Below are 20,578 nucleotides of genomic sequence, written 5' to 3'. Positions count from 1 at the left end.
ACGGGCGTGATCGATATTGTCATTTTAGATATTTGCTTGGAGTGCGTCATCTGAACTCTCGCCGTTGTTGGGGCCTTTCAGGTAGGGCTGCGTGTGAGTGTGGTTTCACTGGAGAGGCAAGGCGTCTCCACTTTTTAAAGAGCCAAATTGCATGTGAAACACTAGTTCTTTCGAATTTTTTCTATGCGCATCAGCTGTAGAAGTTTCGATTTGATCTGACGGTTACCGCCTTTGAGGCTGTGTTTGTCAGATCAGGTTCGGTCTATTTTCTTTTCGAGCCAAACCTGTTTTCCATCGACCAGGGTTTCCATAGGCGTTCTGCCACAGCACATTTTGCCCTGGTGCGTTCGTTCGTTGTTGTAGTGATCAATCCATAGATCCAGCTCCTTTTGCAAGTCATTGATGGTTTCGAAGACGGTCTTACGGAATGCAACCTGATAGAATTCCTGCAAGACCGTCTTGTGGAACCGCTCGCAGATCCCGTTTGTCTGCGGTGATTTTGCCTTGGTTTTGGTGTGATCAATGTCGTTGATCGCCAGATAGAGCTGGTAATCGTGGCTCTCTGCCTTGCCGCAATACTCGGTGCCCCTGTCGGTCAGGATGCGCAGCAAGGGCAAGTCATGCTCTTCAAATAACGGCAGAACACGGTCATTGAGAAGATCGGCCGCCGTGATTGGCGTCTTGGTTGTGTAGAGCTTGGCACAAGGCACCTTGGAATAGGTATCGACGAAGGTCTGCTGGTAGATCCGACCAACTCCTTTCATGGTGCCGACATAGAACGTGTCCTGAGAGCCCAGATAGCCGGGATGAGCCGTTTCGATCTCGCCGCAGGCCTCATCGTCCTGGGCCTTCTTCTCAAGAGCGGCAACTTGGCTGTCGGTCAGGATCGGGCCCGTTTCGGCCACATGGGCCTCCAACGCTTTCAGGCGTTGCTTGAAGTTGGCCAGATCGTTCCGGAGCCAGATGGATCGAACGCCGGAAGGGGATACAAAGACACCCCGTTTGCGCAGCTCGTTGGAAACTCGAACCTGTCCATGGGCAGGCTGTTCAAGAGCATAGGCCAGGACAGCGGCCTCAACCTGCTCGTCAACACGGTTCTTAAGGTTGGGTTTGCGCCGGCTCTTGTCCAGAAGCGCTTCAACACCGCCATCCTCTACGGCTGACTTGTAGCGGTAGAAGGTGTCTCGGGACAGTCCCATCACCTTGCAGGCCTGACTCACGTTGCCAAGCTCCTCAGCAAGGTTCAGAAGACCGACTTTGTGTTTGATGATCCGTTCGTTACTCTCGTACATGAGGGTTACCTTTTGGGCTTGAGATGATTGTTTGGTCACAACCATCAAAGCCGGTAACCCTCAGCTCGAAAACCGAGATGTCAGATCAAGTCTCAACTTCTACACATTAGGAGCTAAACAACCGCGCCCTCACCTCCCTTGCAACCCGGCCCAGCCGGTCGGATCGGGCGCTAACCGCTGCGGCAAATGGCACTGTCGCATTTCTAACGGGCCAACAATGTCGCGCCTCTAAACAGCTTTGACAATATATGTAAGAGCCAAGCTAGAATGTCACGGTTGGTCTATTCAGGAATGTCACACTTCCCGTCCGTCTGACGCTGGTCAATGTCAACGTTGGAAGAAAGACTGGCCTCGATCCACCCTAATCCCGACGAGCAGGAAGCCTTCATCGTGGTCAAGAGCGCGGATTCCGATCTGTCGCAGGATGTTCAGATCAAATTGCGTCCGGACAGGATCATTCTGCGCCGCGATGCCGCCATGCACTGGCAGGGTGTGCAGATCGAGGCCGACGCAATCACGATGACTCAAACGCCCACAGGTGAACCTATGTATTGGCATTTTCCAAAAATTGGTTGCAGTTAGCGAGCATCCCCTCTTCCTTTTGTGGTGAAAGGAAACAACTGGCCCCGCTTCGGCGGGGGCTTTCTCTGCTTTCATTTGTTGGATTTGCTTGCAATGACAGCATATTGTTATTATGATATCAGTATTCGATTAGTGCACCGTAGGAGGACAACATGGCAACTATGACCGTCAGAAACCTGCCCGATGACGTGCATCGTCGCGTCAAGTTTATTGCGGGCCAGCGTGGTATCAGCGTCGAAGCGGCTGCCCGTGAATTGTTGGACGAAGCCACCCGGCCCGCAGAAAAGCTAGGAGACCTAGTGGTCGCTTTTGCTCGGGATTTGGATGTTGATTTTCCAGAAATCGAACGCAGCCAAGAGCCTATAGGGGCGGCTGACTATTCATGATCATTCTCGATACGAATGTAATCTCAGAGCCGATGAGGCCCGAGCCGGAAGCCAGTGCTGTCGAATGGCTGAACGAGCAACACAACAGGGCTCTATATACTACGACAGTGAATGTCATGGAGCTGCGGTTCGGCCTTGAGCGTCTCCCAGATGGCAAGCGAAAAGATGATTTGTGGAAGGCGCTGGAATTCACTTTGTCACGGTTAGTAGGTCCCCGGATTTTACCATTTGATTTGGCGGCGGCTGATGAAGCTGCGCGGATCGCGGCGATGACTGAGGCAGCTGGCAAGAAAACCGGCGCTGCGGATGGCCAGATCGCTGCCATTGCCAAAACCCGAGGCTTTGCCGTTGCGACGAGAGACGTTGACCCGTTCAAAGATGCTGGGGTCGAGATCATCAACCCGTGGAATTTCCAGATCACCTAATGGAAGTGCTCATGCATGAATTTGTCCGGCGTACCCAGAACGTCGCTCAGAAAACGCTGGACCCGGCAATTGAGCAAGCGCCTGCTGGGAGCAGCCAGAAAAAGAATGCGCGGACATGTGAGCAGATTTGCGCGACATTTTCCTTCTTGACCAGATTACTGAGCCGGTGACCACATTTCTGGCGGATGGGCCTACGAAGGCGCGCCAACCAGACGGCACATCGCCGAATCGATGAACACCAGAAGCGTGCACGGGTTGCCGCGATCTTCAAACCAACGGTTCTCGCTGCCGTCGATTTGCACCAGCTCGCCATAGCATTCCTGGCGCAGCCGCGGTTGATGGAAGCACCGGCGCTGCTTGCGTGACAACTACAGTCCGTCCTCGATCGCCCATTGGCGCAGCGTCTCCTTGCCAACGTTAAAGCCGTGATGTTCCAACAGCATCTCGGCCGCCAGTGTCGGTCCGAAATCGTCAAAGTGCTCACGCACCAAAGTCATCAAATACTCGCGCTTGGCCGGATGGATGGCGTTGTTCGGACGGCGGCCGCGAGCCCGGTGCCGAGTCCCGCCAGGACCTTCGGACCGGAACGGGTCCAGACGGCATGTCTATCGTCTGCTGGGTCAGAAGTTCAGTCGGTCCGAGGCTACCAGACGTCTCGGCCGTGACCGTGCGACAATCTCCCGGGAGATCAAACGCAACTATTGGCATGACAGTGAGTTTGCAGATGCAGATGCTGATGGTTACCGGGCGATGACTGCCAGCGAGATGGCGCGTGATCGGCGCCGGCGGATCGGTAAACTCCACCGTCGCAGAGATCTGCGAACCGCGGTTATCGCCAAACTCAGAGACGGTTGGTCTCCAGAGCAAATAGCCGGACGCCTGAAGATTGAGCCTAGTGCTAAGATCGGGATTTGCCACGAGACAATCTATCGCTACGTCTATTCACCCGAAGGGCAACAGCAGAAGTTGGCTCGGTTTCTCCCAGAACGGCGCCGGAAGCGGCGTCCGAGATACGCTCGCAAACCTCAGAATGCGATCTTTCCCGTAGAACGCTCGATCAATTTCCGTCCGGAATCTGTGAACGATCGCAAGGAATTTGGTCATTGGGAGGCAGATCTGATGATCTTTCAGAGGAGCCACGGAGACGCCAATGTCGCGACGGTTGTTGAGCGGACAAGCCGATTCGACGAGCTCTTCAAGAACAATGACCAGCAATCCAAACCGATCATGGACAGGCTCATCAATGTGCTCGGGCATGCCCGACAAAGCCTGACATTCGACTGCGGTTTTGAGTTTGCCTCTTGGAGGAAATTGAGGACAGGAATGGGGTTTGAAGTGTGGTTATGTGACCCGTCTGCACCGTGGAGAAAAGGCGCTGTTGAGAAGAGATTGTCCATTTCGGCGTCGCAAAAACTTGAAAGGGGGCAGCCCTTTCGGCATTTTCGCTCCAGGAACTGGACAGTCTTTTCTCAAACTACGCTAAGAAACTTTCCGGCAAGGCCAGTTCCGCGTATGCAAAACATCTCAGGCCAATAGTGCAATGGCGTCGTCCACTGACAATGCTTACCCCAGTTTTAGAAATGCTACAGCCAAGGTTCCTCACGCATTGTCATTCAGAACACAGAAATATCATTACTTTTACATCCTATGGGTATCGGAAATGAGTGGATGGGGAACACACAGAAATAGAATTTCCAACAATGTTCAGGAGGAAACGCTTTCTACCGCTATCTGCGGTATCGATTTGGAAGGGAGCTAGGAGAGTATTGCGGTTTTCGCGGATTCCATGGTCGCAAATGCTGTGATGCCGCCGCACTGATGCAGTATTTCAGGACAACTTGCTACCTGACAGGCGAGATGAGAATAAAGACAAGATCCGCAGAGCTATCCGATATGGCCGGTATGAGCTGCATACTCGAAAAGCTTGTTGTGACCGGCGTGCGAAGCAAGCCGTTCAGTTCTTCCTTTGTGCGGGCATATTATGTCGAACATCCTCATCGTATCGAATGCACTGTTGTTGAAAATGAGAGAGGCCAAATAATTGGTTTCCAGTCGTTGAAACGGGCCATTCAAGACAATCCCTATGACATTCCTCCAGGTTGGGGAGTAATTGGAACGCATGTCGGTCCTGAGGTTACCAGACGTGGTCTTGGAAGACGATTGTTCTCAGTGTCGTTTGGTGTTGCAAAAAAAGAAAATATTTCAAAGATTTGTGCGTTTTTTGGGACAGAAAATTCCGGAGCTCTGGCCTACTACGAGGCCATGGGCTTTGAAGCGTGTAAGAGTACTAAAAATTGGGTTCAAATGTGTTTTGAGGTGATTTGACTGTTTCAGGTTGCCACCAGTACCCCGGCGCGCGACAAGACTATTATGAAACTCGTCTTGTCGCGACACATTCAAAATTTACTTCATGGCGTTCAAGCGAAATGCAATTTGCCGGTCGCAACTGCCACTGGGGTTACGGACGACTTCTTCTGATTTGAAATCAAGAACTTCCGTTTCCTTATCGCGCATCTGTTCAATCGTTACTCCGGGCTTGAACCACTGCAGAACCGCGTAATCACCGCCAGCATCCGTTAGAAAGGCGATTGGCTTGCCCCGTTTAATGATGCCTAAGCGGCCGACCCGGACTTCTTCAGTCGAAATATTGTGCACCTTGCCATCGATGGTCATTTTGTTCCGGCCGACATTGAGTTGCGCCAAAGTGGAGCTGGATGTGCCGACCCAATTTCCGAAGAAACGCTTGCCTTTTTTCTCAACCGACAAGCATGAGTTCGCTGAATTGGCAATGGAGAGGCGGACAGCAGTAACCTCAATTGGCTTTTCACCTTTTTCGGCGATCGTGTATTTCATCGAGTTTTTACCAGTTCGGTAAACTCGGATCTCGACTGGTGTATAGCCGGAATCGCCGAGTGTCCGAGTAAAGAAATCGAACTGATTTTCGTCATTCGTGCCTGCACGGCGGTACAGCCAATGCTTTGGCAGCCCGTATTCAAAAATCAGCCAGTCACTGACGACGAGGCCTTGCGGTCCATTGGTTTCATTCAGCTGCCAGACACCCGTATGGAACGGGCTTTCGGCCTGGGCCGACGCAATAAATGACGCTGTTGCCACAGTCGCAATCGTAGCCGCCTTGGCGAAGGCTTTCAAAACGGACCTTCCTGTGAATTCAAGCATAGTGGTTTGCCTCTGTTCTAACATTACCCCTGCAATAGATCGGATAACTAAAGTCGCGATAGCATTCAAGCAATGAATATTTCGACTATTGCGGTTGTATTTTGTAATTTGATAGAATTTTCCAAGAAAAAGAGAGAATCTAAACTATGAGGCCGAAATTACCAGCGACGAAGCAGTTGCTTGGGATCAAGGCTGATTTTTGGTCTGGCTGTCGCTGTTTGACAAAAGATTTCGTCTACGAGACCAGGTTGCTTTGTCAATTCGAAAACAAGACTTCTTTGTATTTCGTTTTTCTATGAGTTTTACATTCTTTTGATATTCATAACTGTCCTAAACAGGTCATTGAAACGGCTCGTTTTTATTCTGCAAAAGAAAGGAAATTTCGTATAAGTAACGGAAAAAAAATGGAGAAATAGATCGGCAACTTCGGAGTTGGAAACGAATTTGGTCGAATTTATTCGTTTGATTTAAACAAAATACAATCTGGCCTGAAATCTTGATTTTTCTTGGGCGTCAGCTGCAAATTTAGGATGTGTAGAGGAGGGCAAGATAGAGGAAGTGGGACCACTTCCTGATGTTTAAAACGCATACCCCATTGTCGAACATCATGATTTTGAAGACTTATTCGCTCTTTGAGCTCAACGCAAAACGGCCGTTACGGGAGTCTTAACTGCATCTTAAGCATGTATTGACGTCTGTGGACAACTTAGGCAAGTCATCTGATTTGAAGATGTACAAGTACAATCTCAAATAGTAAAAGCGACCTTGTTAGCGGCTCGGACGATCTTTTTTGGCGATCAGACCGTCCGAGCCTAGCGAACACCAACTATCACTTGATGCTCGCATAAGGGGTACGACGAACAACTCCACTTGAAGTCTGTATTGGTCGCACGAGCTTGAATTCTTCAAATTCAGGCACTTGTCGCTGAATAGTGCCTGAGTGTGCGGCCAGTACGGCTGTCTTTCAACAATCTTCTATAAATCTGAGGGCGTTCTATTCCAAGAACGTTAATGACCCATGCCGTCTACACCTTCCAAAGGTGCACGGTCGCGTTGGGGGACGACTCGCTTTGAGCTGCAGACCAACTATGACCGAATTCAATCCGTCGTAAATGACAGTCCGAACTTTACCGTGGCTTACGACAAGCTGGTGAAGTTGAACCTTCTGACCGTCACCTATGCCGCCTTCGTGCGCACCTGGAAGAAGGTGAAAGCGGAGATGGACAAGAAGGCCACTGATAACCAGCCGGTCGACCAGACAAGACCCAAACAAGAACCCAAAACCCGGAAACCACTTCCCAAGGTCAGCACCGGGGACATCAACAAGTTCACGCTGCGAACCGGTGATGAGGGGAGCAAGCTATGGTGAAGACCGTCCACATCGTCATGCAGGGCAAAGGCGGCGCTGGCAAAAGCCTCACCTCCTCCATGCTTGTCCAGTATCTCAACTATGCCGACTATAATGTGCATGCCATCGACCTGGACCCGACCACACCGACCCTCTCCGCAATTGCGGCATTGAACGCTTTACCGATCCAGATCATGGACGGCGACGATATCAATCCGCGGTTTTTTGATGACCTTATGACCCGGATTTTCGAGGTCGGTGAAGACACGCACACAGTCATCGACACCGGAACGTCTTCTTTCATTGCGACGTGCTCTTATTTGGCGGAAAACATCGCATTCGAGCTGATGCAGGAAGCCGGTATTCAGGTCTACATTCACTGCCCGGTGTGCGGTGGGGCCGCGCTCGATGACACGTTGAACAGTCTGTTGAGTATTCTGGACCACTTTGCGAGCGTTCCGGTTGTTGTGTGGGTCAACGAATTTTTCGGCCCTGTTGCCAAGAACGGCAGGAGCTTCGCGGACAGCACTATCTACGAGGATAATACGGATCGTATTGCTGCGGTGATGATGCATCCCAAAGTGCAGGCCGGAACCTTCGGCGAGGATATCCGCGCGATGATGCAGGCCAAGCTGACGTTCGCGGAAGCTATTCAGTCGAGTGAATTTAATGTCATGGCCCGTCAACGTCTCAAGATCTACTGGACCAAGGCAATCGACCGCCTGGATAATGCCGCGTTCCTTGCGCCAGCCGAGCTGGAGACCGCCGAATGAGCCTTGCCGTCGCAAAGCAGCCCGAGCCCGTTCTCGAAGAGCAGTGGAAGCAGATGACGTTCGATGAGGCCATAGAGGTTGCACACAGGGAAACCGGGATATCCTACCAGAGGGATGATCCTGTGTTGGCGGTGGTGGCAATCTTGAACGCCTTTGGAGAACGCTTGAAGGGACTTTTGGAAGACGAACGAAAACGGGTTTCCGATCAGTTCCAAAACGATGTTTCCGGGGTGAACGAAGCCATTGACCACAAGGTCAATGACGTTGCGGCCACCATTCACAAGGTCGCGGAAAATCTTGGCAACGACAACATTCAAACGGTCGTGGGTGCCGTCGCACAACACGCTATTGAAACCGACAAGATCACGCGGACTATCCGCAAAGCCTTCTATGGCTTTAGCGCCCTCGCCTTCACCAACTGGATGGCCGTCGCAGCCTTCTATCTCATCCTAAGATAAGGGATTTTGAAAATGAACACGCTCAAGAGACTCGGACTCCATCCAATTTTGCTCGTTAAAATTGATTTTAATAAGATTGCAATCAATTCGTGCCTTGCAGTTTCGCTACTGTTTCCGACCTGCGCCATGGCGCAGGACTGGTCCGCGCCTGCAACCGGCATGTTGGAATCTCTTGAGAGCGGATTGATCAATATCGCCGCTCCAGTGATCGGGGTTGGCGTCATCATCTATGGCATTTGGGCCATGGTCACGGGCCGCATCGACATTATGCGGCTTGCTCAGTTGGTTGGTGCCGGTGCTCTCGTAATCTTCGGTCCTACCGCACTTCGTGCACTTCTGTCAGCAGCTTGAGGAGACGTGAGGCATGAAAGCGCAAAGCCCTATCGCACTTCACATCCAGGAGCCGATAAAGATCCTCGGCATGCCACCGCTCCACGCAGCCCTAGTGATGATCGGCGAATTACTACTCGCTACCACTGGCGGGTTTCTGGCCGGGAATGTGGTGGGCTTTGCGCTTGTCGTTGTCACGACGCCCACAGCAATCGCCTGGATCATTCTTCTCAGACGCCGCGAACCGCATTGTGAATCTCTGCTGCTCCATCCGGCAACGTTCTTCCAGGCGAAGAAAACCCGCCGTCTGGTGACCGGTTTCCCGCTCAAGACACCAACGAAAAGGAAAGCTAACTGATGCTGCTTGGCACCCTCATGACAGGCGTTGCCGCCGTTGGCGCTGCGGCGCTGGTAAGTTCCAAAAGCCGCAAGTACCTGCTTGGCGAAGTGGAACAGGACTGGCTTGCGAACGAACTGGAGTTTGACCAGCTTCTGGCCGACAATCAGACCGTCTCCTTGAAGGACGGTTCACTCATTCGCGTATTTTCGCTGTCCGGTCTTTCTTACGAGACGAGAAGCGTGCCTGATCAGGAAAATCTGGCAAGAAGCCGTGCCAGCACGTTTAAGCAGTTCCTCAGTGCCGGTACCAGTTTGCGCATGTTTGGCATCAAACGGCGGCGCGATGTGAGCTTTAAAGCCGAGTGGCCTTCCGTCACCCTCAGGCAAGTCGGGGACGCTGAACAGCGGCTTTACCAGAATGCCTATTCGCTTGTCTGGTATCTGGTTTTGACAACCAAGACCTCCGGCGAGCTGGAAAAGACCTCGCGCGGTCTTATGAGCGGCTTCAATGACTACAACATCCGTGCAGTGGAAGCCGCTCCTGAGGAAAACAAGCCCTGTGAGCTGACCCGCGTTCTCAATTACCTGGTCTGCGGCGAGCTGAAACCGAACCTTGCCCGGCTCAGAACCGGATTCAGCGCAAACCTGCCCGCGTCGGATATTCATATTTCGACTGATGGCGCGATAGATACGTTCACACCGCACAAGACACGAACTCAAGTCATTGCCGTGCGCGGCTGGCCGGAAACCGTTTCCGGCATGCTGGTTTCCCGATTGCTGGCCCTGTCCGGAGAGATTGAAGTCTGCCAGATCGTCAAGCCGCTCGATACACCCAGGCAAATTGCCCTCTTCACACGCCAGATCACCGAGCAAAAGCACAACTTTTTCGGGACCGGCGCGGTTCTGGCCGAGTTGGAAGCGGTCAACGAAGACCTATTGAACAACGCTCATCAACTACAGGAAACGCAATTCCAGATTACGGTGCGCTCCCGTGACGAGCACGAGCTGGCCTCACTAATGGATCAGGTGACCGCGCTCCTGGACAATGCGCGGATCCGCTACTCAATCGAAACCGTTGGCGCGGCGACTGCCTGGTTCAACCGCATGCCGGGCCGAGACAAGCTTCTGCGCCCGCTCAAAATATCGGAGGGCAATGTCGCCGCTCTGTGGCCATTCCAGTTCTCTCCGATCGGGATCTGGTCCAGCCCGTTCGGTGACCGCCCCGTGCGTCTGTTCAAGACGCCGACCGGTCAGAACTATGCGTTCCAGTTCCATGTATCCGACAAGCCGCAGTCGCCGGGCAACTATCTGATGTTTGCCCCGACAGGCGGCGGTAAGTCGACCCTGATCCTTCACTTGCTTGGGGGGCTCGCAAAGTTCCATGGCGTTCGAAACTACGTCTTTGACTCCAAGGACGGTGCCCGCTTCATGATCGAAGCGTTCGGCGGTGTTTACCAGGGCTATCAGGACCTCGCCCTGAACCCGCTCGATATCGATCTTGACGACAAGTCGGCCCGTCATCGCGTGCGCCTGATCCTGCAAGCGATGCTGGGCGAGGCGTTCGATAAAGATATGGACGATTATCTGCATGCTGCGCTCGACATGGCCGCGGAGCTCGATCCGGGCGTGCGCACGCTCGACAATATCTATGGCGCGGCGTTCCCGGCGCAGTCCGATATCCGCCGCGCCTTTGCAAAGTGGGTCAAGCAGGAAGACGGAGCCGAAGGTCAGTTCAGTCACGTCTTTAATGCCCCGCGCGATCAGATCACCGGATTTCTGGAGAAGTCCTTCCTTGTCGGCATCAACATGAATGAGGCCCTGATGGATCCGGTTCTGGGGCCACCTGTGGTCGCGCATATCTCCGCTGTGATTTCTACCGCAGCGAAGACGGGAAACAGTGGCTTTTCCATCTTTATCGATGAGGCGGCAAACCTGCTGCGCAACAATGGGTTCCGGTCCGTTGTCCGGGAAATGTACCAGGAATACCGGAAGCTGAACGGCCTTGTCGGTCTGGCCTTTCAGGAACCGGGTGCGCTCCTGGAGTTCGATGGTGCTAGCGCCATGATCGAAAACGCGCAAACACTGTTCTTCCTGCCGAACAGCCAGGCGAAGGTTGAGAACCTTGAACCCTTCAATCTGTCCCAAGAGCAGATCGCCTTCATCAAGGGTGAAGGCGAAATGAAGGGTGGTCGTCAGGTGCTCGTGGTCAAGCGCTTCGAGGCTGCGAACTTCAATGAAAGCACGATTTTGGACGTGGACCTGTCGGGCCTTGGCGATGCCTTGCGCTTCTACCGTTCCGGCCCGTCTGCCGTCCAGGACCTCCTGAACACGAAAAACCAATGGGGTGACCAATGGCTTGCAAAACTCTGAACATCGCTCTCGCTGGCCTGATGCTGGCATCCGTTTTTGTGGCGCCGGCACAAGCGGCGATGGCCGTCATCGATGTGAAGAGCATCACGGAAGCCCAAAAGCAGCTCACGACGATGAAGGAGCAGCTTGGTGCGCTGAAGGACCAACTGGATACGGCCAAGGAAAGCCTGTCTGTCGTTACCGATCAGCTCGACACCCTGAAAGAGGTTCAGGGCATTGCTGACGAAACCCTGTCTTCGATTGGTGAGATCGGCAGCCTGTCTATTCCGTCCCTCAATTTCCAGTCGCTGGCGTCCAGTGTTTCCGGTGACATGGCGTGTCTCATTCCGGATTACAAATCGCTGATGCCTTCCATCAAGATGGAAGACGTTGACTTTGGTTCGATCTGCGAACGCGGCAACGCCTATAAGTCCGGTCTCGTCGCCACTCCGGACTCACTTGCTGAAGGCACTTGGGAAGAAAAGACCAGCATTCAGAAGTCGGTCCATCAAAACCGGATAGCGACGATTACCGACGCTACGATTAAGGGCTTGGCTCAGTCTGACGAAGCCCATGAAACAGCGGTCAAAACGTTGGAAACCGCCCAGGAATACAAGAGCGCCGGTCAGACCGCAGAGACGATGCAAGACCGTCTGCAGGTGCTCATTGAACTGCAGGTCGCCCAGCTTGTCACGTCCGCGCAAACCAATCAGATCCTCGCCCAGCTCCTGAAAATCCAGGCATCGGAATCCCTGAACAACGGTGTGCCGATTGCCAGTGAAGTTGCCGAAGACCGAAAATACAGCGGTGAAGGCGAGGAATAAGCGGTGGCGACTACTTCTTGCAACATCTGTACGATCTTCACCGCCTATCAGAGCCACGCCGAATCAACGCTCGATACACTTGTGAATGCGGTCCATGGACCCTTTCTGGCAATCATTGTCGGCATCGTTGGAATGTGGGTCGTCTGGATCGGCATTCAGGTGTTTGTCGGCACTCTCGATCTGGCCGGAGCTCTCAAACAGGTCTTTTTCTTTGTCCTTGGTTTTGGCTGTTTCATCGGCCTGCAGGGTGGCCTCATCAGTGAAGCCTTCAATGTGTCGGTCAACATCATGGGTGGCCTCTCCAGCGAAATCATGGGCCAGGGCGGGTCCGGCCTTTCCGGTCTCGATGCTCTTTTGCAAGGCGTTGAAACAGGAATTGGCGGCGTCTTCCAGATCGCAACCACAATCATGGGCGCGGGTGGCTGGACGGATGCCCCGAAATACATCCTGTACGGCGTGGCGCTACTTCTTCCCTATGTCATCCTGCTTGTTCTCTTCCTCGCTCACACCGCCGTTTCCCTGTTCCGGCTGACGCTCATTCTTGGCGTTTCTCCGTTCCTTGTCGGCATGGCAGCGTTCCCGTTTGGCCGCAATCTGATTGGTGCGGGCGTGCGCACCATTCTCGGATCGATCGTCACGATGCTTTGCGTTTCGATTGTGTTCTCGCTGGTGATCGCGAGCGTCGAAGGTCTCGGAGTGACCGGGGACGCAACTCAAAACGCGGAAGAATATATCGACCTCACAAGTGGTTCGTTCCTTCTCGCCATGATCATGGGTTGGCTTGGCGCGGCTCTGATTTCCGAAGCGGTCAACATGGCCGGTCAGGTTTCCAGCTCCGTCCTTGGAACCGTATCCGCTGGCATCATGTCAGCCGGTGCAATGCGCGGTGCGTCCATGGGCGTATCGGCTGGACGTGCGGCAGCCGACCTCACCGGACAGGGCGGTCAGGCGATGTATGACAAGAACTGGTCGTCCATTCGACCGCGACCGGGCGGGATCATCGAATCCGCCGGCAAGTAATTCCTCCCCTCCCCTTCTCTCAAAGGTTCTTCAAACAATGAAGCACTTCAGACTCGTATTGTGCCTTGGTTTCCTCATTTCCGGCTGTGCTCAGGTGGAAATGCCGGTTGAACCCGATGGCATCGACAAGATGCGCAAATCCCCGTGTGCTTGCGCTGAAATCGAATACGAACCCGGCTCGTTCGAGTGGGTGGAGGCCGCCTAATGGCAACCATCATACTCCCCAAGTCCGAAGTTGCTGAGGTTTCGGGGGGCAAACCGGAACCGAAGCACGCCAATATTTTGAAGGCCGATCCGTTCGCCTACAAAACGGCTCACCGGCGCATGGCATGGCTGTTGCGCCTGTCGGTTGGAACGAACATCGCTCTGGCGGTGTGCGTGGTCGCAGCCCTGCAGGCTCTCGTTACGCTTGTCCCGCTGAAGGAAACGGAAATCGCACTTCTTCGCGCGGACCCAAACGACGACCGGATTTACCGCGTTGAACCGATTTCAATGCAAGTCGATGGGTTCGAGCTGATGCTTGAGAAGCTAGCCCGTCGTTATGTGCGTCAGATTCTCACCATCGACGACACGACTCAGAACACCCGGTTCAAGGAAGTCCGGACCTATTCTGATCCGGAGTTTTTCAACTCGTATGTGAAGTCCAACAAGAGCGTCATTGAAAACGGGATTGAAGACGGTCTGAACCGCTCGATCACGGTCAAAGGCGCCTATCAGGTCGATGACTATGATGGCGTCTATCTCTACGTCGTCGAGTTCCTCCAGACCGACAAGATCGGCCGCGAGAAGCCGAAGCGCCGCCATCTGCGTGCCTTCCTGGAAATGACCCCCCGCCCTCATGACGTTTCCGCGACTGAGCGGTTCGAGAACCCTCTCGGTATCCGCGTGCTTGGCATGTCCATCAAGGAGCAAACCTCGAAATGACGATCCGAATGCCTACGCAGCCACTTCGAAACGTCGTCTCTGCACTCGCAAATTCCGCAATTCCGGAAACTTGGAACTGGTTCGTTGGTTCTGCCGATCGTCCGCAGATCTTCGATCCTGCCAACGTTAACCGACATTCGATTTCCCTTCCCGTCCGTCAAGGAACACGCCTGACCATGTTCGCTCGCATTCTTACTTTCACCGCCATTCTGGGTTTGGCGACTTCTGCGGCTGCCCAAACACCGCTCAACCGCGGCCCGGCAACTCCGGGGGCAACGCCGAACACACCGACGCAGCGCATTGCTGCCGCAAATGATGCAGTCACATCCACCTTGCCGGTTGGTTCTGTCAGCCAAGCGCAGGCACAGGCTGGAGGCAATTACGGTCCCCTCGCCCGGCCCTCTGCTGTCGGCGGGCAAATTCAGGAAGCTTGGTCACGTCCCGGCAAGAACCAGGGCATCCACGTTGAGAACTTTTGCGGCGATTGCGTCTATAAGGTCCGCCTGCGTCAATACATGGTCAGCGCGATCCAGTTGCCGCACGGCATCAAGATTAAGTCCGCCGACCTTGGCGATGCGTCCCGTTTCGAGGTCAAGAAACGATCTGACAACACGCTGGCTGTCAAGCCGACCGGCGCAGGCGTTGACAGTTCGATGATCGTCTACACAGACGACGGCGACGTTTATTCCTTCTATCTCAGAGCCGAAGGCATCAACTCCATATCCGTTCCGGATCTTTCCTATCGGATCGTTGGGCCGAGCTCACCCGGCATGGCCTTTGTCGAGTTTGATGCCAAAGGCAATCCGATGCTGACCGCGACCGCGGCTGTTGCCACACATGGCTCTAACGACTTCCTGAAAACCGCGAAATTCAATCCTGCAGCTTTGCGCGGCTGGAATGATTACAAGCTTTGGGGTGACCGGAAGCTGCGTCCCGAACAGGTTTTTCGCGACGACAATTTCACCTACATTCAGTTTGGCGACAAGTGGAACGACCTGGAACTCCCGACCGCCTATGTCGTGGTCGATGGCATTGACGAGCTGGTCAATACCCGCGTCCAGGGCACCACCTTCATTGTCGAAAGCACCCACCGCCTGATCACTCTCAAATCGGGCCAAGCCTTCATGTGCATCCAGTACAAGGGGGCGAAATAACCATGGCCGTTTGTGAACTCCTCCTCGCCCTCGGGCTGACCTTCGGAGGGACCTGCAAGCCGGAACCGGCACAGCCGCGCGGCCTACCTGCCAGTGATCCGGCCGTGTTCTCTTATGAGAAGCCGAAGCCCCCGGAGCCGAAGCAAGAACCCAAGGTGATCACCATGCCCCCGGTGATCATCGAAAAAGAAGTCATCAAGGAAGTCGTGAAACCTGTCGTTGAGACGAAGGAAATCGTCAAGACGCAGACCGTCACCAAATACATCGAACCGCCGAAAGCCGTTTCGCGCGCGCCGACGGACTACGAGCTTGCCTTGCAGACGGCCTTGCGCCAGCGCGCCGCCATGCAAACAACGCTGGCCGGCGCAGACATCACAGGTGATTTTTCCGATGCAGGGAACCGCCCCAGGCCGCAGAATGCGAACCTGCCCGCGTTCCCGCCGCCCGAGGGCATCGATCCGCAGAACAACCGCTACTCCGCCCCACCGCGCTATTCGACCGGCGCTGTCGACAACACCCGCATTCTGACCGCCGACCGCTATATCACCGGCATTCTGGAAAGCGGCATCAACAGCCAGCTTGCCGACAACGGCTCCGTTGTTGTCCAGGTCAGCCGCGACGTCTACGGCTATCACGGGCGCACCAAGCTTGTGCCGAAGGGGTCGCGGATGATCTGCGACTACGCGTCCGTCGACAAGGTTGGCCAGACCCGGGTCGGGTTCTCCTGCAGCCGGATCCTGCTTGGTGAAAGCCGCGCGGAAATCTACCAGCTCAAAGCGAACATCGGCGATGCCCAGGGCTATGCGGGTCTTTCCGGTGAAGTGAACAACCGCTTCTGGGAGAAATACGGCTTCGCGATCCTGACCGTCGGGATCGGCACCGCGGTCGAGGCCGCCGTCTCCGGTTCTCAGCAAATCGATTCCTCGAATTCCAATGTCATCGCGAATGGCCTGTCCGGAGCCAGCGAGAACATTGGAACCATCACTGCGGCCCTCCTTGAGGACACAGTAGACCTTAAGCCAGTCATCCGGATTGCCCAGGGCACGCGCGTTCAGGTACGCCCGAAGTTTGACTGGTACCTCGCTGATCCCCAACAAAATTAAGAGAGTTTGGAATGCACTTGCACAAGTACATGTATTGCGGGCTGCTGGCGGTCACACTGGCTATCCCACAGCGAGCGGTGCTGGCTCAGACAGCGGCGCCGCCGTCTGTTGAAGCTAGTGCCGGGGATAGGCAAGTCCTTATCAAAGAGGACCTGTTTACTGTGTCGCCGGTATTGGAAACGGAACTGTCGTCCGACACGGCCGTTCCGGTCGAGCTGCAATTCAATGCACGTCCCAACACCACCGAGAGCGTCGATATCAGCGGTATTATGGCCGAAGGGTTCACGCGTACTGTCAACGTCAACGGGGAAGAAATCGCTCAGGTTGTTGTCACCCGGCTGAAGAAAGACACGAACTTTGTCGATCTTGAAGCCAATGACTTCACCAGTCAGTTCGGTGTTGACAGCAAGCGACTCCTGCCGACGACGGCGATTTCCGTCAATGGTGACGAAGCTGAGTTTGTTCAGGCCGTTGCTCAGCTATCGGCCAAGGAAGAGACCGACGAGTCAAGCTCCCAGGACGACAGGGAAACCACGTCTACAGAAGGGGCTAGTGTCGATAGCGAAGGCGGTAGCGCTAACGAAAATCCGGTTGCTGGCGGCTACGAAACTCCGAACCGTCTGGCACAGGATGAAGAGGAAGAAGAGCGCGAGCCCAATCTTTCCTTCAATGTCACGACTGACGGCTGTGAACCGATCATCGATCTGGCTGGCGGCACCGTGCGCCAGACATCCATGTCCGAAACGCTCGAAGACGGCGTTGTCACGGAAACGGATGCGTGCTCGCCCAATGGGGTCGTCTGGAACATCCAGAAGAATTACGAGGTCTGCGAAGACATCGTAGACCAGGCCAATTTGGTCGCCCGTCCGCAATATGTCAGCTACTACAATGACGACAACGGCGCGCGCTATGACCTGGCCGGGTGTCAGCCGGACACTTCGGTGTCGTTCGCTATCACCGAGAGCGATGACGCTTGTGCGCCTGAACTCGATTTTGACCGTGAGGTCGTCTCGCTCATGTCGCAGCTCACCTATCGCAACCGGTCCGGTTCGGAGGTCGTTGTCCAGTCCTGTGAAGGCACCGGCGACACGATCGACATGGAACGCTCCTATGGCGAGTGCGATGAGCTGGTCGATAGCACCAAGGGGGTCGCCTACCAGCAGTACAAGCTGGTTTATGCCGATGACCAGGGATCGGTGCACACCGTGCGCCAGTGCGCGCCGGATGAAAGTGACGGCTTCGACTTCCAGCGGTCTTATGACGAATGCAACATCGACATCGATTTGGAAGCCAGGATCTCACGACCGCAATATGCCCTGTTCTACCAGGACCTGACGGGGACGAAGCAGGTTGTCACGCAGTGTCAGCCCGACACGGACAAGCGCTTCGTGATCGAAGAGAGCTTTGCATCCTGCACCGATATCGTTGACATCCATGCCGGATACGCAACCCCGCAATACCGTCTCTTTTATGAAGACGACGGCGGTGTTCAGGTTGTGGTGCAGGAATGCAAGCCGTCCGGGGACCAGACATACCAGATCTCGGAACTGGACACCGGCTGTGACGATTATGTCGATCTCACAAACGGTCTGGCCTATCCGCAGTTCACGCTGTCCTACACCAACAACGCCAACAAGAAGGAAATCGTTCGCGAATGTGCCCCGAGTGAAGACACGTCCTATCCGCTGGTCAAGAGCTACGATGGCTGCGATGTCGTTGCGGACCTTGAGGCCCTTGAAGCCAGGCCGGAGTTCCGCTGGTCCTATCTGGACGCGACCTTGAAGCAGATCCATGTCACGGAGTGTGCACCGGACGAGGAAACGGCCTTCGTGATCGAAGAGAGGCAGAACTGTACGTTCGACTTCGACTTTGACACCGGTGTGGCAACGGTCAACACGTCGCTTGTTTACACCAACGGCGATGACGTTGAGGTCAGTGCGCGCGAATGCGGGCCTTCGCAAACCATCGACCCGATCCGGATGACGGCGGATACCTCGAACTGTTCCCTGCAGCACAATTACGGGTCCGGCGTCTCCACCGAAATGGCGATGTGGACCTATGAGTATGACGGTCAGCTGTTCCAGGCGTCGCCCTGCATCACCACGGATGCCACATATACGCATGCCCAGGTGTTCGAGAAGAACGGCATCGATGTCTGCACACCGATTGTCGATCTGGCGAACGGGCAGGCGGCACGCCAGTACCGGACGGAAATCACCGTTGATGGCCGCGAAGAGGTCATTGCCGGTTGCCAGCCGGACGAAAGCAACATGCTCGGCATCGAAGCGACCACGGATGGATGCGAGGATGCCGCCTCGTTCGATCATGACCTTGCTGCAGGCGTGTCTTATGGCCGGGAACGGTTTTATTACAACGTGCCGGGTCAGGGACGGGTCTATGTCACGGGCTGCCAACGCAATGACCAGACGTTCACGCATTCGGTCAGCCCCAATGGCTGGAAGAATAATGACAGCACATTGCGATCGCAGCAGCTGGTGGACGTGTCGATCAAGGTGAATGGCGCAGCCTACCAGATCGCGACATCCTACCTTCAGCCGGGAACCTCAGAAGTTGCCTACAGCTTCCTGCGGAACCAGGACGATGCGGATTATGCGAGCAAATACTATGACGGTTGCAACGAGATGATCCCGACCAAGCGGACCAAGCTCTATACGCGGCCCGACGGGTCAACCTATTCCCTGCCGTCGGGCAGTGGAACAACGATCAACAACGGCGACAAGTGTGTGCGGTCCGTTGAGACCCAGACGCTCGGCAACCGCAAGATCTGGGTCGCGGGCAAGGGCTATACCCACCGGATCAGGGATGGAAACGGCAATCTGTTCTATGCGGGCAACGGATGTAATTCCGGCGGCAAAACGTTCTCCGGCAACGGACCGTATAGCCATGTCAGCTCGTCCGGACCGTCAACCGGCTGTAACCACCCCAGTAATGAAGTCAGGATGTACCATGAAGTCCAGGAGCGATCGAAGATCGTCTATCCGGACGGCTCGGTAATCTATGGCGACTGGCAATCGACCGGTTGGACAACCTGACGGCTTGCCACCCTGGCAGGGGCTCCAGCCCCTGCCCCTGCCCTCTCCCCCCAAAACATGAACCGCTCCGAGGTGTTCTCGCATGTCTCAAGTTCTCCTGGAAAAAATCCTTGAACCACTGTCCCGGCATTATGCCGAGCGGCAAGTTGTTGAGGTCCGGACCAAGGCCCCCGGCAAACTGATCGTGGAACGCCGCGACCTGGACAACCGGATCGCGGAAGTCGATGAGCCGGATTTGACATTGCACCGGATCAAGACAATCTGCCGGGCCTTGGCGAATATGAAAGGTCTGGAATTTGATCCGACCGCAAAACCGCAGCTCTCAACGATCCTTCCCGGCGGCCACCGCTTCGAATGCCTGATTGGCAATTCCGTTGTCTCCGGCCTGTCTCTCGCGATCCGATGCAAGCACCCGCACCAGATCACCCTTGAGGATATGGGCCTCAACGCGGAAATGATCGGTTACCTGAAGACGGCCCTCGACCAGCAACGCAACATTGCCATCTCCGGATCGACCAACACCGGCAAGACCACGCTGCTTAACAACCTGCTTTACTATCTTCCCAATGACCGGCGCGTGGTCAGCGCCGAGGATACGCCCGAGCTTGAAGTCGGCCGGTTTTTCAATGGTGTCTCGTTGCTGGCGGCGCGCGATACCGCGCAAGGTGCAGGTCAGCGCACATGGCAGCAGCTCTACGATCATAAAATGCGCATCTCGCCCGATAATATTCTGTTCGGGGAAATCTCGACGCAGAACGCCTTTGCCGCCTTGAACGTTCTGAACACCGGTGCACGCGGCTGGATGTGCACCGTGCATGCCGAAAGCGCCGAGCTTGTTCCGGCCAGGTTCCAGGAAAACATCAACGCGGCCGGTCAGACCTTGCCGGATGCCGAAGGCTTCATGCGCCGCCTTGTCGATCTTGTGATTCACATTCGGCGCGATCCGCGCGGCCAGCGGGCCATCTCCGAAATCTACGAGATGAAAAATGGCCGCTATGTTTGGCGCGGCGGCCAAGCCGTTTGTGATGAGGCGGCGTGATC

General features: G+C 54.8%; 21 protein-coding genes and 1 pseudogene. 19 read left to right on the top strand and 3 right to left on the bottom strand.

The window, feature by feature from the left end:
• Positions 1-251 precede the first annotated feature (251 nt).
• Positions 252-1,292 carry an IS481 family transposase gene (locus K5905_RS00875; RefSeq protein ID WP_297579063.1) on the bottom strand — a complete coding sequence of 347 codons (1,041 nt, stop codon included), beginning with the start codon at positions 1,290-1,292 and terminating at the stop codon, positions 252-254.
• 324 nt (positions 1,293-1,616) lie between these two features.
• Here K5905_RS00875 and K5905_RS00870 point away from each other — a divergent pair, with 324 nt between their 5' ends.
• The 3 genes from K5905_RS00870 (at position 1,617) to K5905_RS00860 (ending at position 2,685) form a co-directional block, all read left to right on the top strand.
• A complete protein-coding gene (locus K5905_RS00870) occupies positions 1,617-1,874 on the top strand; it encodes a hypothetical protein (protein ID WP_297579061.1) in 258 nt (85 codons plus the stop codon).
• Positions 1,875-2,026: 152 nt separating this feature from the next.
• Complete coding sequence (locus tag K5905_RS00865; protein ID WP_297579059.1) at positions 2,027-2,260, top strand: plasmid stability protein stbC; 234 nt, start codon at positions 2,027-2,029, stop codon at positions 2,258-2,260.
• Entirely contained in the window at positions 2,257-2,685 is a 429-nt protein-coding gene (locus tag K5905_RS00860) for a type II toxin-antitoxin system VapC family toxin (RefSeq protein WP_297579056.1), read from the top strand. Before K5905_RS00865 ends, K5905_RS00860 begins: the two co-directional genes overlap by 4 nt.
• Positions 2,686-2,891: 206 nt before the next feature.
• Here the strand turns inward: K5905_RS00860 and K5905_RS00855 are convergent.
• A pseudogene (locus K5905_RS00855) lies at positions 2,892-3,281 on the bottom strand (ISNCY family transposase); the annotation flags it as partial.
• On the opposite strand from K5905_RS00855, the gene K5905_RS00850 reads away from it, so the two are divergent.
• Both K5905_RS00850 and K5905_RS00845 read left to right on the top strand, forming a co-directional pair.
• Positions 3,208-4,221: an IS30 family transposase gene (locus tag K5905_RS00850; protein ID WP_297579053.1), complete on the top strand. Its 1,014-nt coding sequence runs from the start codon at positions 3,208-3,210 to the stop codon at positions 4,219-4,221. The pseudogene K5905_RS00855 and the gene K5905_RS00850 overlap by 74 nt on opposite strands.
• Positions 4,222-4,578: 357 nt before the next feature.
• Positions 4,579-5,010: a GNAT family N-acetyltransferase gene (locus tag K5905_RS00845; RefSeq protein WP_297579050.1), complete on the top strand. Its 432-nt coding sequence runs from the start codon at positions 4,579-4,581 to the stop codon at positions 5,008-5,010.
• A 78-nt stretch (positions 5,011-5,088) separates the two neighbouring features.
• Here K5905_RS00845 and K5905_RS00840 read toward each other — a convergent pair whose 3' ends face one another.
• Positions 5,089-5,835 carry a hypothetical protein gene (locus tag K5905_RS00840; RefSeq protein WP_297579047.1) on the bottom strand — a complete coding sequence of 249 codons (747 nt, stop codon included), beginning with the start codon at positions 5,833-5,835 and terminating at the stop codon, positions 5,089-5,091.
• Positions 5,836-6,880: 1,045 nt separating this feature from the next.
• Here K5905_RS00840 and K5905_RS00835 point away from each other — a divergent pair.
• The 14 genes from K5905_RS00835 (at position 6,881) to K5905_RS00770 (ending at position 20,576) form a co-directional block, all read left to right on the top strand.
• The gene (locus tag K5905_RS00835) at positions 6,881-7,231 is read left to right on the top strand and encodes a hypothetical protein (protein WP_297579045.1); all 351 of its coding nucleotides are present in this window, start codon (positions 6,881-6,883) and stop codon (positions 7,229-7,231) included.
• Positions 7,225-7,983 carry a conjugal transfer protein TraL gene (locus K5905_RS00830; protein WP_297579043.1) on the top strand — a complete coding sequence of 253 codons (759 nt, stop codon included), beginning with the start codon at positions 7,225-7,227 and terminating at the stop codon, positions 7,981-7,983. Before K5905_RS00835 ends, K5905_RS00830 begins: the two co-directional genes overlap by 7 nt.
• Positions 7,980-8,441, top strand: coding sequence for a hypothetical protein (locus K5905_RS00825; RefSeq protein WP_297579041.1), 462 nt, complete (start codon positions 7,980-7,982; stop codon positions 8,439-8,441). The genes K5905_RS00830 and K5905_RS00825 overlap by 4 nt, the downstream gene beginning before the upstream one ends.
• Before the next feature lie 12 nt (positions 8,442-8,453).
• Entirely contained in the window at positions 8,454-8,792 is a 339-nt protein-coding gene (locus K5905_RS00820; protein WP_297579039.1) for a TrbC/VirB2 family protein, read from the top strand.
• 13 nt (positions 8,793-8,805) lie between these two features.
• Positions 8,806-9,129, top strand: coding sequence for a hypothetical protein (locus tag K5905_RS00815; RefSeq protein WP_297579038.1), 324 nt, complete (start codon positions 8,806-8,808; stop codon positions 9,127-9,129).
• Positions 9,129-11,480 (top strand): type IV secretion system protein B4, encoded by a 2,352-nt coding sequence (locus K5905_RS00810; RefSeq protein WP_297579036.1) that lies wholly within the window; start codon positions 9,129-9,131, stop codon positions 11,478-11,480. Before K5905_RS00815 ends, K5905_RS00810 begins: the two co-directional genes overlap by 1 nt.
• The gene (locus K5905_RS00805; RefSeq protein ID WP_297579034.1) at positions 11,462-12,283 is read left to right on the top strand and encodes a hypothetical protein; all 822 of its coding nucleotides are present in this window, start codon (positions 11,462-11,464) and stop codon (positions 12,281-12,283) included. Before K5905_RS00810 ends, K5905_RS00805 begins: the two co-directional genes overlap by 19 nt.
• Positions 12,284-12,286: 3 nt before the next feature.
• A complete protein-coding gene (locus K5905_RS00800; protein WP_297579032.1) occupies positions 12,287-13,303 on the top strand; it encodes a type IV secretion system protein in 1,017 nt (338 codons plus the stop codon).
• 37 nt (positions 13,304-13,340) lie between these two features.
• Positions 13,341-13,508, top strand: a complete 168-nt coding sequence (locus tag K5905_RS00795) for a hypothetical protein (protein ID WP_297579030.1) — start codon at positions 13,341-13,343, stop codon at positions 13,506-13,508.
• A complete protein-coding gene (locus tag K5905_RS00790; protein ID WP_297579027.1) occupies positions 13,508-14,227 on the top strand; it encodes a VirB8/TrbF family protein in 720 nt (239 codons plus the stop codon). Before K5905_RS00795 ends, K5905_RS00790 begins: the two co-directional genes overlap by 1 nt.
• 8 nt (positions 14,228-14,235) lie before the next feature.
• Complete coding sequence (locus K5905_RS00785; RefSeq protein ID WP_297579024.1) at positions 14,236-15,381, top strand: TrbG/VirB9 family P-type conjugative transfer protein; 1,146 nt, start codon at positions 14,236-14,238, stop codon at positions 15,379-15,381.
• A gap of 2 nt (positions 15,382-15,383) precedes the next feature.
• On the top strand, positions 15,384-16,484 hold the full coding sequence (locus K5905_RS00780; RefSeq protein ID WP_297579021.1) for a TrbI/VirB10 family protein: 1,101 nt from the start codon (positions 15,384-15,386) through the stop codon (positions 16,482-16,484).
• Positions 16,485-16,495: 11 nt separating this feature from the next.
• Positions 16,496-19,537 carry a hypothetical protein gene (locus K5905_RS00775; RefSeq protein ID WP_297579019.1) on the top strand — a complete coding sequence of 1,014 codons (3,042 nt, stop codon included), beginning with the start codon at positions 16,496-16,498 and terminating at the stop codon, positions 19,535-19,537.
• An 82-nt stretch (positions 19,538-19,619) separates the two neighbouring features.
• Positions 19,620-20,576 (top strand): ATPase, T2SS/T4P/T4SS family, encoded by a 957-nt coding sequence (locus K5905_RS00770; RefSeq protein ID WP_297579016.1) that lies wholly within the window; start codon positions 19,620-19,622, stop codon positions 20,574-20,576.
• The last annotated feature ends 2 nt before the right edge of the window (positions 20,577-20,578 follow it).

The sequence above is a fragment of the Roseibium sp. genome (assembly GCF_025698965.1).
Classification (GTDB): Bacteria; Pseudomonadota; Alphaproteobacteria; order Rhizobiales; family Stappiaceae; genus Roseibium.
This window is presented reverse-complemented; position numbering and strand designations above follow the sequence as displayed.